General features: G+C 52.2%; 9 protein-coding genes, 16 tRNA genes and 1 rRNA gene. All 26 read right to left on the bottom strand.

All coding sequences use genetic code 11. From position 1 onward, the window contains the following. Nucleotides 1-106: 106 nt before the first annotated feature. The gene (gene zwf, locus BBD41_RS18805; RefSeq protein WP_077568122.1) at nt 107-1657 is read right to left on the bottom strand and encodes a glucose-6-phosphate dehydrogenase; all 1551 of its coding nucleotides are present in this window, start codon (nt 1655-1657) and stop codon (nt 107-109) included. A 137-nt stretch (nt 1658-1794) separates the two neighbouring features. Next, nucleotides 1795-2583 carry a YwmB family TATA-box binding protein gene (locus tag BBD41_RS18800; RefSeq protein WP_237086837.1) on the bottom strand — a complete coding sequence of 263 codons (789 nt, stop codon included), beginning with the start codon at nt 2581-2583 and terminating at the stop codon, nt 1795-1797. Nucleotides 2584-2682: 99 nt separating this feature from the next. Next, nucleotides 2683-3327: a response regulator gene (locus BBD41_RS18795; protein WP_077568124.1), complete on the bottom strand. Its 645-nt coding sequence runs from the start codon at nt 3325-3327 to the stop codon at nt 2683-2685. After that, nucleotides 3311-4384 carry a sensor histidine kinase gene (locus BBD41_RS18790; protein ID WP_099478432.1) on the bottom strand — a complete coding sequence of 358 codons (1074 nt, stop codon included), beginning with the start codon at nt 4382-4384 and terminating at the stop codon, nt 3311-3313. The genes BBD41_RS18795 and BBD41_RS18790 overlap by 17 nt, the downstream gene beginning before the upstream one ends. Before the next feature lie 50 nt (nt 4385-4434). After that, on the bottom strand, nt 4435-5079 hold the full coding sequence (gene liaF, locus BBD41_RS18785; RefSeq protein WP_077568126.1) for a cell wall-active antibiotics response protein LiaF: 645 nt from the start codon (nt 5077-5079) through the stop codon (nt 4435-4437). Between the two features lie 174 nt (nt 5080-5253). Then, nucleotides 5254-5940, bottom strand: coding sequence for a PspA/IM30 family protein (locus tag BBD41_RS18780; protein WP_007131936.1), 687 nt, complete (start codon nt 5938-5940; stop codon nt 5254-5256). A 1-nt stretch (nt 5941) separates the two neighbouring features. Then, nucleotides 5942-6433, bottom strand: coding sequence for a PspC domain-containing protein (locus BBD41_RS18775; protein ID WP_077568127.1), 492 nt, complete (start codon nt 6431-6433; stop codon nt 5942-5944). Nucleotides 6434-6435: 2 nt separating this feature from the next. Then, nucleotides 6436-7110 carry a PspA/IM30 family protein gene (locus tag BBD41_RS18770; RefSeq protein WP_077568128.1) on the bottom strand — a complete coding sequence of 225 codons (675 nt, stop codon included), beginning with the start codon at nt 7108-7110 and terminating at the stop codon, nt 6436-6438. A 70-nt stretch (nt 7111-7180) separates the two neighbouring features. Continuing rightward, the gene (locus BBD41_RS18765; RefSeq protein WP_077568129.1) at nt 7181-7480 is read right to left on the bottom strand and encodes a hypothetical protein; all 300 of its coding nucleotides are present in this window, start codon (nt 7478-7480) and stop codon (nt 7181-7183) included. Nucleotides 7481-7908: 428 nt separating this feature from the next. Further along, nucleotides 7909-7988 (bottom strand) — tRNA-Leu (locus tag BBD41_RS18760). Nucleotides 7989-7995: 7 nt separating this feature from the next. Then, nucleotides 7996-8069: transfer RNA gene (locus tag BBD41_RS18755), tRNA-Arg, on the bottom strand. 11 nt (nt 8070-8080) lie between these two features. Further along, nucleotides 8081-8154, bottom strand: a tRNA-Cys gene (locus BBD41_RS18750). A gap of 11 nt (nt 8155-8165) precedes the next feature. Next, nucleotides 8166-8240 (bottom strand) — tRNA-Gly (locus BBD41_RS18745). A gap of 8 nt (nt 8241-8248) precedes the next feature. Then, nucleotides 8249-8323: transfer RNA gene (locus BBD41_RS18740), tRNA-Gln, on the bottom strand. An 18-nt stretch (nt 8324-8341) separates the two neighbouring features. Beyond that, nucleotides 8342-8417 (bottom strand) — tRNA-His (locus BBD41_RS18735). Between the two features lie 20 nt (nt 8418-8437). Next, nucleotides 8438-8511: transfer RNA gene (locus BBD41_RS18730), tRNA-Trp, on the bottom strand. Between the two features lie 7 nt (nt 8512-8518). Beyond that, nucleotides 8519-8604 (bottom strand) — tRNA-Tyr (locus BBD41_RS18725). Nucleotides 8605-8608: 4 nt separating this feature from the next. Continuing rightward, nucleotides 8609-8684: transfer RNA gene (locus tag BBD41_RS18720), tRNA-Thr, on the bottom strand. Between the two features lie 18 nt (nt 8685-8702). Continuing rightward, nucleotides 8703-8778, bottom strand: a tRNA-Phe gene (locus BBD41_RS18715). Nucleotides 8779-8844: 66 nt separating this feature from the next. After that, a tRNA-Asp gene (locus BBD41_RS18710) sits at nt 8845-8921 on the bottom strand. A gap of 29 nt (nt 8922-8950) precedes the next feature. Continuing rightward, a tRNA-Met gene (locus tag BBD41_RS18705) sits at nt 8951-9027 on the bottom strand. A gap of 29 nt (nt 9028-9056) precedes the next feature. Next, nucleotides 9057-9132, bottom strand: a tRNA-Val gene (locus BBD41_RS18700). Nucleotides 9133-9198: 66 nt separating this feature from the next. Next, nucleotides 9199-9273 (bottom strand) — tRNA-Glu (locus BBD41_RS18695). 16 nt (nt 9274-9289) lie between these two features. Further along, a tRNA-Ser gene (locus BBD41_RS18690) sits at nt 9290-9381 on the bottom strand. A 5-nt stretch (nt 9382-9386) separates the two neighbouring features. Next, nucleotides 9387-9462: transfer RNA gene (locus tag BBD41_RS18685), tRNA-Asn, on the bottom strand. Nucleotides 9463-9669: 207 nt separating this feature from the next. Next, nucleotides 9670-12594 (bottom strand): 23S ribosomal RNA (locus BBD41_RS18680). Nucleotides 12595-12749 lie beyond the last annotated feature (155 nt).

Genomic DNA, 12749 nt, shown 5'->3' with positions numbered 1-12749 from the left:
CCCTTCATTACTAAAGTCATGTATATCATTGTACCACAATTAACACGCAAATCATCCCCACGCGTGCTGCGCGTGGGGATGATTTTCTAGGCATATATCGAGCTCATTATTCGCCTTTAAGCCAAACCACATTATCTTCCAGCTGGCCGTTCACCGGCCACCAGTGGAAGCCGTCTTCCTTAAGAAGCTCGTCGGCTTTGGCAGGGCCCCAGGAGCCGGCAGGATAGGACTCCAGCTCGCCCTGGTTCTCTCTCCAAGCGCTGGCGATGCGATCCACGAAGGACCATGCCGAAGCGACTTCATCCCAGCGTGTGAAATAGGTGGAGTCTCCGCGGGCAGCATCATGCAGCAGCCGCTCGTACGCTTCCGGCGAGTTAATGCCGACGATGCAGCTTTGGCAGAAATCCATAGCTACCGGCGCGATTTCCGATTCCGAGCCCGGCTTCTTGGCATTGATCTTCACATAGATTCCTTCCATCGGGTTAACGCGGATAACAAGCAGGTTCGGCTCAAGCGAATGCTTTTGACCTAAGTATACGTTGTTCGGCATCCGTTTGAATTCCACGACCACCTCGGTCGTCTTGACCGGAAGACGCTTGCCTGTGCGGATGTAGAACGGAACGCCCGCCCAGCGGAAGTTATCGACAAAGACTCTTGCGGCAAAATACGTCTCTGTATTGGATTCCGGATTCACCTTATCCTCTTCCCGGTATGCCGGCAATTCCTTGCCGCCTGCAGAGCCTCTTGTATATTGGCCGCGAACGACGTTCTTCGCCACTTCCTCATGGGTAGCGTAAGGACGAAGGGAACGAAGCACCTTAACCTTCTCATCCCGAATGTCCTCGGCCAGCAGACGGCTAGGCGGCTCCATCGCGATCATCGTCAGCAGCTGCAGCATATGGTTCTGGCCCATATCCCGCAGAGCGCCGGCATGATCGTAATACCCTCCGCGCTCTTCTACGCCAACCGTCTCGCCAAGCGTAATTTGAACGTTAGCGATGTGCTTGTTGTTCCACAATGGCTCGAAGAATGCATTGGCGAAGCGGATGACTTCAATGTTCTGAACCATTTCCTTCCCGAGGTAATGGTCGATGCGGTAGATTTCTTCTTCCTTGAACACTTTGCGAATTTCTTCGTTCAGCTTGGCTGCCGACTCCAGATCGTAGCCGAACGGCTTCTCGATCACAAGACGGTTCCAGCCTGCGCCCTCCAGCATGCCGCCCTTCATCAGGTTGAACGATACGCTGCCGAACAGCTCCGGCGCAAGCGCCAGATAGAACAGACGGTTGCCCGGGATGTTGAACTTCGCTTCCAGCTGCTCGGTTTGGTCGCGAAGCTCACGGAAGCCGTCGATATTGTTAATATCTAACGATTTATATTCAAAATGCTGCGCGAAGGCATTCCACTCCTGATCCTGCTCGGAGCTGTACCGGCAGAATTCCTGGATGGAACGGTAAACGTCCTCGCGGAATTCCTCTTGGGTGCGCGGACGACGCGCCACGCCGATTACTGCAAAATCCTCATCCAGTTTCCCTTCACGATAAAGACTGTAGATCGCCGGAAACAGCTTACGTCTTGCCAAATCACCGGTCGCTCCAAAGATGAAAAATACCGCTCCCGGTGCCTTCAATGTATCTAGATTTTGTTTTTCAGCCATGGCTCCTCATTCTTTCTATGTAATATAGTGTATTTTTATGCATCTGGACTTTCTTTGATTTGATGACATTTTAGCACATTCATTTCAACTATGCTATCTCATTCCGCATTTTTTCATTATAGTTTCAGAACCTGTTTTCAATATTCTACTGTAATGACGGGAAATCCGATCGTGATTCTACTACTTTTCTTCATCGAATCTTCATGCACTGCCAGCTGCATATGAATCGGCTGCTCCCCGCTTTTGACGAATGTGCCCAGCGCTGGAGCTTCATAGGATCGACTGACCGTGTTTCCGTCTTCATAATCCTCCACCATGCGCATCGCCAACGTCCGGCCAAGATCTCCTTCAAGCCGGCCGATCGTCTCGGCAGCTCCTTCTTCCCTTGGGCTGTAGCCTTGAACAGCGGCATTCGTCGCGGCGTCGACGCCAGCATGAGCCAGCTCATCCAGCACGCGCTGCTGCATCCCAATCATCCGCTCGGCCTGTTCTTCCCCTTCGGCGGTCAGCATCACCCGTATATAGCTTCCCCCATGCTGGGTAAGCGCCCAATCCATCTGGACCGGAAGGCCCTCGATAAGCCCTTCGGTTCGGAACACTTCGCTGCCATGCACGCTCCCTGCAGTAACTGCAGGAAGGCCGAGCGCCTGTGCAACCCGTTCAGCGGAATCCATGATTTGATCCCTTGTGCCCGCTTGTGCTTCCCCCTGCAATTTGACGGTGAAGCGAATGTCTGAAGCCATATGCTCCCGACCAAGCTGGAGGAGAAGCCGCAAATCCCTCTCTGCCTGAGCGGCTGCGGCCGGGGTCTCATGGACACTTCTAGACAGCGGACCGGATGTTACGTCCGTAAATCCGACCAGCACTCCCATCAAGCCGCACAGCACCATAACCATCCCCAGGATTTGAAATGATATTCTCCTCACCGTTCGTCACGCTCCCCGTACAATCTATCAATCTAGTAAAAGGATCGCCGATTCGGGAGGAAAATATACAAGCGGGCATAAAAAAATGAGCCGGCTCTTCTACTCAGCCAACCCATTTTTGTACGCATATATAGCTGCTTGGGTACGATCCTCAACGCCAAGCTTGCCCAAAATATTCGTGACGTGAAATTTCACCGTCTTGATTCCAATAATAAGCTCATCGGCAATATCCTGATTCGATTTGCCTTGGGCAAGCAGCCGCAGAACCTCCATTTCCCGATCCGTCAGATCCTGATGCGCCGGGGCTTCGTTTTGGGGATGACGGAAACGGTTCATCATCTTGGAAGCGACCTGCGATTCCAGAACCGACTGCCCGCGCGCCGCTGCGCGTATGGCGTCCGCAACCTCGGAGGCCCGGGATGTTTTTAGCAAATAGCTGAAGGCGCCGGCCTCAATCACCGGATACATCTTCTCGTCGTCCAGGTAACTCGTCAGCACAATCACCTTCAGGTTCGGGAACTGCTTCATCAGCTGCCGGGTCGTCTCGATTCCGTCCATTCCCTCCATCACCAGATCCATCAGCACCACATCCGGCTGATATTCCTGAGCGAGCCGGATGCCTTCCTCGCCGCTGCCGGCCTCGCCTACCACCTCGATCCCATCCTCCGTGCCCAGCACGGCAGCCAGGCCGATCCGGACCATCTCGTGATCGTCCACCAGCAGCACTTTAATCGGTGTTTCCATCGCTATCCCCCCGTTTGCGTTCTTCATTCATGAGCGGTACCGTTATTTCTATGCGCGTTCCTTTGCCGGGGGCGGTAATAAACTGAATGGAGCCCCCAATCTCCGTGACCCGTTCCTGCATGGTCGATAGACCGTAAGAGGTTTGCTTCTTGTCATCCAGCTCAAACCCGACACCGTCATCGCGGAGCAGCACCCGAACGGTATTCTGCCTGCGGTGAATGCGGATATCCATTTTGTCCGCCTTGGCATGGCGAAGCGTGTTGGACATGGCTTCTTGAATGATCCGGAACAAATGGTTCTCGATCCCCTTCACCAAGTGAATATCCTCGTCCATTTCAAACGTAATTTCCATCGGTACTTTAATCTGCAGCTCCTTGATCAGATCCCGCAGACCCTGCTCCAAGGCTTTACCCTCCAAGTAGACCGGCCGCAAATGAAGCAGAAGCGCCCTCATCTCGGACTGGGCGACCGCCGACATTTCCTCGATCAGAGCCACCTGGCGCTGGGCTTTGTCAAAATCCTTATCCAGCGTCCTTCCCACCGCCGTGGCGGTCATCGAAATCGCGAACAGCTGCTGGGACACCGCATCGTGCAGCTCACGGGCCAGTCGCTGCCTCTCCTCGACGATCGCCGTCACCCGGGCTTGCTCCGCCAGCTGGGCGTTATTGGTCGACAGCCGCTGCAAGGAGGATACCTGGTCCTCCCAGCGCTTGCTGATGCGCACAAGCTGCTCGCCCAGGCGTCCCACTTCGTCCTCGCCGATATCCGGCATCACATCGGTCAGACTCCCCTTCTCCCAGCTTACCAGCGTTTCCCGTACAAGATCAATTCTTCGCTTTACCCGATATCCTTGATAAAACCCATAAATAGCGCCAAGACCAACCGGCAGAAGCACGATGGTGATCATCGCTTCAATCCGCCCCTTCCAGGTCTCAAACGGCTGCAAGTATCCGTATGTATACAGCAAGTACAACACGATCAGCATGACAACCAATCCCAGAAGGGCTCCCTCGCGCATGCTACGGGTTATGATGTTTGCTTTTTTTTCCGTTTCCACGGGGCAACCCTCCTGATTGGTTTCCAAAATCCAATGTATGAATAAGTCATTTACGTCATTCGTATATTCAAATCTCCGCCTAGATACGAAACAATGAACTTCACTTTATATTCACTCGTTTCATAGTTGGGAGTTTGATAACGTACGCGGTTGATGATGCCCGTCTCCTTCCGGTCGCCGATATGGATCGATCCAAACAGGATGAAGGCCTCGATTTCCACGCCATAATAATCGGGGATCATCAGATCGATATCCCCAAGCAGCCCGTGAAACATCATAACCGTATGACGCTCCTCCGGCAGGGCCAGGGACAGGTCCACATCAGCTTCACCGAGCACATGCCATATGCTCAGACTGCGCATCACCCATGGTGACTGGTCCCAATCGAAGTTGGACATAAAACTCTGCTTCTGGACGTAGCCGGTCGTACCATGGGCCCGTCTGGATTTTCCGTAAAAAATGCCAAGCGAGATCAGGCTGACGCCGATAATCAGCATGAGATGCTCCAGCATCAGCATGACAGCTCCGACACCGAGCAGAATGTAGCCTCTCTTCACTTGGCCTGTGCGGACCTGCAGCACGCCTGCAAACATGAGCAACAGGGCGACAATGGTAAAGAAACCGAACCATCGGCCGAAGAGCATAATAAAACCTAAACAGATGAACCCTACTGCGATCCAGCGGTTTCGATCCATGTCGCACCTCCTTGATGACGAAATATAAAGCCCGGAAAAGCCATATCCGTGAGGAGCCCCTCACGGTATGGCTTTGTCCTATGCTACCCGGGCACCTTCATCCGTATAGCATATCATATGAACCCGGAATTTCGCATACGGTTTTTCATTTATTTTGCTAAGTTTCCTGAACAATTACTCCGATTTCGAGGTGTTGTTCAGTTTGTTCTTCAGCGCTTCCAGCTGCTCATCGACTTTCAGCTGCTTCTCGGCATCCACCGGGCTGGTGTAAGCCGCGTTGTTCGGACGGTATGGTGCGCGAAGCACGTCCGCTTCTGCCTCCATTTGCATGATTTTCTCTTCCATGCGGTGGAAGCCCATCGAAGCGCTGCCGCTCTCAATCGTATGCAGGCTGCTCACTTGAGACATTTGCTTCTTCGCTTTGGCCATTTGCGCACGAGCTACGAGCTCATTCCGCTTGTTGCGCATTTTGTAGAACTCGTCTTTCATTTGGTGAAGCTGGGCAACCAGTTCTTTAGCTTGGGATTCCGATTGCAGGTGCAGCTCGGAGTACTCGGTAACTTTTTGATCGAAGTAGATTTTTTCCTCCAGCAGCTTGCGTGCCACTTCTTCTTGACCGTTCTTCAGAGCCAGCTCGGCTTGCGCCTCGCGCTGTGCAGCCATCTTAACCGCCTCATCCACGCGCTGCTTCATCCGGCGCTCATTCGCCATTTGCTTCGCTACCGTTACCTCAGCCTCGTGAATCTCTGCTTCCATGTCGCGCAGATATTGGTTCAGCATTACAATCGGGTCCTCTACCTTATCCAGCAGCTCATTCACCGACGCCTTTGTCATATCTTTAATTCTTTTAAATACTCCCATGTTACTTATCTCCCTTCTCATATTCCGATAGTTTTTTCTTCAACTCTTCAATTTCTTTTTGCAATGCCTTCTTCTCGATGTCTTGCATCATCGAATCCAGACCGGAATCGGAGGATACGGTATTTCGGGGACCATAGCCTGGATCTGGCCGGCCGGGGCGATCATATCTCGGTCCAAAGCCGCCTCCTTCATTCGGATATCCTTGACGACCATAGTTATCGTTATAGCCGTTATATCCGGGTCCGGGTGCATCATTGAAGCGATATCCTCCATGTCCTCCATGAGGTGCGTATGGATCGTGATAATACGGCGGCTCTTTGGAAACAACCAACGACGCGATCAGGTAAATTAATAGTGTTGTACCGCCAGTGAAAAAGATACTGACTACAAATATAATTCTGAGGATGGTCGATTCGACTCCGAAATGATCGGATATGCCGCCGATCAACCCGGTAAACATTTTGTCTCGGGTAGAACGGTACAATCTACTCATGGTTACTCCTTTCCGCTGTCATTCAGCTTTTGCTTCAATCGGGCGAGTTCCTTCTCGAGCACGGAAGAGACGGTATTGCCTGCCTGTTCCACGTACTCTTGGCCCATCCGGCGTAAATCGCGCAAGCTTCTGGCTTCAAGCTCCCAATCGCTGATGCGATCCTCAAGCCGGTTGAACATCCTTGGAACATCTTGACCGCCGTATGCGCCGGTACGTTCATTCATCTTCTGCTGCAGACGGAGAGTCTCCATCCGGGCAACATAGTACTGTCGCTTGCTGTATACGGTTTGATACTCCATGCGGAGCTCTCCGAGCTGCTCTTCAATCTCTCTCAGCGACTCCAGGCTGGTAGATAACAAGCCCTGGTATTGTTCAATCTTTTCTTCATAGATCAGCTTCTCTTGAAGTGCCAGCTTGGCCAGATGATCCTCACCGGCCTTCAACGCAAGCAGCGCTTGCTCCTCACGCTTATCCCGCATGGTCTCGGCTTGGTCAACCTGCTGTTTCAGCTGCCGAGAGTGAGTTTGGCATTGCTGCAGAAGCTTCTCGGCTTCCGTGATGTCTTGTCTTGTCGAATGAAGGAACTGATCGATCAATCGAACCGGATCCTGACTCTGTTCGAGTCTTTCGTTCAAGGTTGCAACGGTAATGTCTCGTATCCGTCTGAAAACACTCATTTAGGTTTAGCCCTCCTCTTCTATCAACTTCTTATCCTTAGCTTCAGCTGTTCGTCATCCTGTATCGCCATTAGTAGCGCGGTCTTCCCTTCTTGAATCGGGACACCCCGTAGATGATCAGGATAATACCGAGTACCGGACCGATGAGCCAAGACAGCTTACCCATCAACCAGATGACGCCGATACCAAGAATAATCCACCCGATCAGAGCGTTGCCTCGCCGAATTCCGTAATATCCTAAAGCAATCATCAGGACGGGAAGCAAAAGACTGAACAACCATCCGAGCAGAGGAGCGAATACACCCAGAAGAATCAAAACTCCTAGACCAATCAGCAGGAGACTTAATCCGTTTCCTCTCGAATATCTCATTTATACACCGCCTTTCTGTCGTTTGATCGTTGTTTATGTGTTCAACCTTATGACTCTATTCTAGGTAATTTCACGTTTCACTAAAACGGACTGCGGACGGTTTTTGCACCTAGACCTAAGTCGGGGCCCTCTATAGACCTGCGTCCAAACCGTTCCTGGCCCATTAAAGCAGCCCGAACTTCCTACTACTCTTATGGCATTCAGACCTTGTCCAATCCATCCAGACGGCGTCCATTCCATCCGGACCGTATTCGATCCAGCCAAGAACGTGTTCATTCATTCAAAACCGTGTTAGCCGAGCCCGACTTTCCGCTCCAAAGCGTCTAATCCGGTCGAACGTGATCTCACCAGCCGATCATAAGACGATAAGACGAGAAACGCAAAAAAGGAATGCAAGACGATAATCGTCTTGCATTCCTTTTGGATGATGCCGGTGAAGGGACTCGAACCCCCACGGTTTCCCTCACGATTTTGAGTCGCGCGCGTCTGCCAATTCCGCCACACCGGCATAAAAGCGTGCCCTAAGAGATTCGAACTCCTGACCTTTTGATTCGTAGTCAAACGCTCTATCCAGCTGAGCTAAGGGCACAGAATAGTGAATGGAGGCGCCACCCAGATTCGAACTGGGGATAAAGCTTTTGCAGAGCTGTGCCTTACCACTTGGCTATGGCGCCAGAAATGAAAATGGAGCGGACGACGGGAATCGAACCCGCGACCCTCGCCTTGGCAAGGCGATGCTCTACCGCTGAGCCACGTCCGCAGAAATCATGGCTGGGGATATAGGATTCGAACCTATGCATGACGGAGTCAAAGTCCGTTGCCTTACCGCTTGGCTAATCCCCAATATGATTTTTTGTAATATGGGGCGATCGATGGGACTTGAACCCACGAATGCCGGAGCCACAATCCGGTGCGTTAACCCCTTCGCCACGACCGCCATATTTATTAAGTTTCGATTGGCAGGGGCAGCAGGAATTGAACCCACACTAACGGTTTTGGAGACCGCTGTTCTACCTTTAAACTATGCCCCTATAAAACTGGTGGAGGATGATGGATTCGAACCACCGAACTCGTAAGAGAACAGATTTACAGTCTGCTGCGTTTGGCCACTTCGCTAATCCTCCATAGTGGTGCCGGCGAGAGGACTTGAACCCCCAACCTACTGATTACAAGTCAGTTGCTCTACCAATTGAGCTACACCGGCGTATGCAATTGTGAAACATGGTGGCTCGGGACGGAATCGAACCGCCGACACGAGGATTTTCAGTCCTCTGCTCTACCGACTGAGCTACCGAGCCTTACGCTCTTCGTGAACTTCGACGAATCCCATATCGGACACTCATCTCATCCCAAAAGTTAAAAAATGGCGGAACTGACGGGATTCGAACCCGCGATCTCCTGCGTGACAGGCAGGCATGTTAGGCCTCTACACCACAGTTCCACGAGGCACTATCGCATATGCGATATAATTGGTTGCGGGGGCAGGATTTGAACCTGCGACCTTCGGGTTATGAGCCCGACGAGCTACCGAACTGCTCCACCCCGCGTCATTATAAAAGGGTTACAATGTTATTTATGGTGGAGGCTGAGGGGATCGAACCCCCGACCCTCTGCTTGTAAGGCAGATGCTCTCCCAGCTGAGCTAAGCCTCCGCAACAAAGCGATTTCTATCATACCAGATAACCGGCAACAAAATCAAGTCTTTTTTAAAGAAAAGATGGTGACCCGTAGGGGATTCGAACCCCTGTTACCTCCGTGAAAGGGAGGTGTCTTAACCCCTTGACCAACGGGCCATGCTTTAAATAATAGTGGCGGAGAGAGAGGGATTCGAACCCTCGAGACGCTTTTGACGCCTACACGATTTCCAATCGTGCTCCTTCGGCCAACTCGGACACCTCTCCATAAATGGCTCCCCGAACAGGACTCGAACCTGTGACAACTCGATTAACAGTCGAGTGCTCTACCAACTGAGCTATCAGGGAACATTATTCAATTCAAGTGATGGTTTGATCACCTGAAAACTAGATACGAAACGTCTTTGCGTTGATTAGAATCCGTAGCAATGTCCCTTCAGATCCTCAGATCTTTCCGGGCCCCGCCAAAGTAATCGGAATCAGCTGCGAAGCTCTTCTTCACTTTGGTGGGTTTTTGTCTATGCTTCCGTAGCGAGCTTTCTTTCAGAAAGCTTGTAGGATAAGCCCTCGACCGATTAGTATTGGTCAGCTCCATGCATTACTGCACTTCCACCTCCAACCTATCTACCTCGTCGTCTTCAAGGGGTCTTACATACTGGGAAATCTCATCTTGAGGGGGGCTTCACGCTTAGATGCTTTCAGCGCTTATCCCGTCCGTACGTAGCTACCCAGCCATGCTCCTGGCGGAACAACTGGTGCACCAGCGGTACGTCCATCCCGGTCCTCTCGTACTAAGGACAGCTCCTCTCAAATTTCCTACGCCCACGACAGATAGGGACCGAACTGTCTCACGACGTTCTGAACCCAGCTCGCGTACCGCTTTAATGGGCGAACAGCCCAACCCTTGGGACCTACTTCAGCCCCAGGATGCGATGAGCCGACATCGAGGTGCCAAACCTCCCCGTCGATGTGGACTCTTGGGGGAGATAAGCCTGTTATCCCCAGGGTAGCTTTTATCCGTTGAGCGATGGCCCTTCCATGCGGTACCACCGGATCACTAAGCCCGACTTTCGTCCCTGCTCGACTTGTAGGTCTCGCAGTCAAGCTCCCTTATGCCTTTGCACTCTTCGAATGATTTCCAACCATTCTGAGGGAACCTTGGGGCGCCTCCGTTACTCTTTAGGAGGCGACCGCCCCAGTCAAACTGTCCGCCTGACACTGTCCCCGTACCGGATCACGGTACCAGGTTAGAACCTAGATACGATCAGGGTGGTATCCCAACGTCGCCTCCACACAAGCTGGCGCTCATGCTTCAAAGGCTCCCACCTATCCTGTACAGATCGTACCCAAATCCAATATCAAGCTGCAGTAAAGCTCCATGGGGTCTTTCCGTCTTGTCGCGGGTAACCTGCATCTTCACAGGTATTAAAATTTCACCGGATCTCTCGTTGAGACAGCGCCCAAGTCGTTACGCCATTCGTGCGGGTCAGAATTTACCTGACAAGGAATTTCGCTACCTTAGGACCGTTATAGTTACGGCCGCCGTTTACTGGGGCTTCGGTTCACAGCTTCGGATTGCTCCTAACCGCTCCCCTTAACCTTCCAGCACCGGGCAGGCGTCAGCCCGTATACTTCGCCTTGCGGCTTCGCACAGACCTGTGTTTTTGCTAAACAGTCGCTTGGGCCTTTTCACTGCGGCCCCCTCGGGCTATTCACCCTACCGAGGCACCCCTTCTCCCGAAGTTACGGGGTCATTTTGCCGAGTTCCTTAACGAGAGTTCTTCCGCGCGCCTTAGAATTCTCTTCTCGCCTACCTGTGTCGGTTTGCGGTACGGGCACCTTCACCTGACTAGAGGCTTTTCTTGGCAGTGTGAGATCATGACCTTCGCTACTGTAATTTTCACTCCCCATCACAGCCCAGCCTTACGATGTGCGGATTTGCCTACACATCAGCCTCACTGCTTGGACGGACATCCATCAGTCCGCGTCACTACCCTCCTGCGTCACCCCATCGTTCATAACGGTTTACGGTGGTACAGGAATTTCAACCTGTTGTCCTTCGACTACGCCTTTCGGCCTCGCCTTAGGTCCCGACTTACCCTGAGCGGACGAGCCTTCCTCAGGAAACCTTGGGCTTTCGGCGGATCAGATTCTCACTGATCTTTTCGTTACTCATACCGGCATTCTCACTTGTGTACTCTCCAGCGCTCCTTACGGTACACCTTCAACGCATACACAACGCTCCCCTACCCCTGATGCAAGCATCAAGCCATAGCTTCGGTGGTGTGTTTAGCCCCGTTACATTTTCGGCGCAGAGTCACTCGACCAGTGAGCTATTACGCACTCTTTAAATGGTGGCTGCTTCTAAGCCAACATCCTGGTTGTCTGTGCAACTCCACATCCTTTCCCACTTAACACACACTTGGGGACCTTAGCTGATGGTCTGGGCTGTTTCCCTTTTGACAATGGATCTTAGCACTCACTGTCTGACTCCCGGACATAAGTCTATGGCATTCGGAGTTTGACTGAGCTTGGTAACCCTTGCGGGCCCCGCACCCAATCAGTGCTCTACCTCCACGACTCTTCATTCCGAGGCTAGCCCTAAAGCTATTTCGGGGAGAACCAGCTATCTCCGAGTTCGATTGGAATTTCTCCGCTACCCCCACCTCATCCCCGCACTTTTCAACGTACGTGGGTTCGGGCCTCCAGTGCGTGTTACCGCACCTTCACCCTGGACAGGGGTAGATCACACGGTTTCGGGTCTACGTCCACATACTAAAGCGCCCTATTCAGACTCGCTTTCGCTGCGGCTACGGCTTCTCGCCTTAACCTTGCATGGGAACGTAACTCGCCGGTTCATTCTACAAAAGGCACGCCATCACCCCTATAATGGGCTCTGACTTCTTGTAAGCACACGGTTTCAGGTTCTATTTCACTCCCCTTCCGGGGTGCTTTTCACCTTTCCCTCACGGTACTGCTTCACTATCGGTCGCTAGGGAGTATTTAGCCTTAGCAGATGGTCCTGCTGGATTCATACGGGGTTTCACGTGCCCCGCACTACTCGGGATCCGTCTCGGAGGGTTCACATTTTCGATTACAGGGCTTTTACCTTCTATGGCCGGCCTTTCCAGACCTGTTCGTCTAATCTAAACCTTTGTAACTCCATGTGAGACGTCCCACAACCCCAGAGAGCAAGCTCTCTGGTTTAGGCTGTTCCGCGTTCGCTCGCCGCTACTGACGGAATCACTCTTGTTTTCTCTTCCTCCAGGTACTTAGATGTTTCAGTTCCCTGGGTATGCCTCCTCGTATCCTATGTATTCAGATACGGGTAACTGGCTATTACACCAGTTGGGTTTCCCCATTCGGACATCCCCGGATCGAAGCTTGCTTACAGCTCCCCGAGGCAGTATCGTTGTTCGCCACGTCCTTCATCGGCTCCTAGCGCCTAGGCATCCTCCGTGTGCTCTTAGTAGCTTAACCTTGTGCTCCGGTTATTGTGCTCATCGCTCTGTTGTCCGCTTGTTTCCTGATTGGATAAAACCACTCAAGGGTGAAACAAGCTTCCAAAGGATCGATGATCCCAAAACCTTCGCGTGCTACTTTTGTTACTTGGTCTTTCAATGAAGACACAAGCA

This window comes from Paenibacillus ihbetae (assembly GCF_002741055.1).
In the GTDB taxonomy this organism is placed as follows: domain Bacteria; phylum Bacillota; class Bacilli; order Paenibacillales; family Paenibacillaceae; genus Paenibacillus_AQ; species Paenibacillus_AQ ihbetae.
Note: the sequence above shows the minus strand (reverse complement) of the source record. Positions and strands in the feature narration are given on the sequence as shown.

Bases quoted from the DNA above. Each gene is read 5' to 3' on its own strand.
- BBD41_RS18795 (WP_077568124.1), bottom strand. From the start codon at position 3,327: ATGGAAACACCGATTAAAGTGCTGCTGGTGGACGATCACGAGATGGTC.
- BBD41_RS18770 (WP_077568128.1), bottom strand. From the start codon at position 7,110: ATGAGTGTTTTCAGACGGATACGAGACATTACCGTTGCAACCTTGAAC.
- BBD41_RS18765 (WP_077568129.1), bottom strand. From the start codon at position 7,480: ATGAGATATTCGAGAGGAAACGGATTAAGTCTCCTGCTGATTGGTCTA.
- BBD41_RS18775 (WP_077568127.1), bottom strand. From the start codon at position 6,433: ATGAGTAGATTGTACCGTTCTACCCGAGACAAAATGTTTACCGGGTTG.
- BBD41_RS18780 (WP_007131936.1), bottom strand. From the start codon at position 5,940: ATGGGAGTATTTAAAAGAATTAAAGATATGACAAAGGCGTCGGTGAAT.
- liaF (WP_077568126.1), bottom strand. From the start codon at position 5,079: ATGGATCGAAACCGCTGGATCGCAGTAGGGTTCATCTGTTTAGGTTTT.
- zwf (WP_077568122.1), bottom strand. From the start codon at position 1,657: ATGGCTGAAAAACAAAATCTAGATACATTGAAGGCACCGGGAGCGGTA.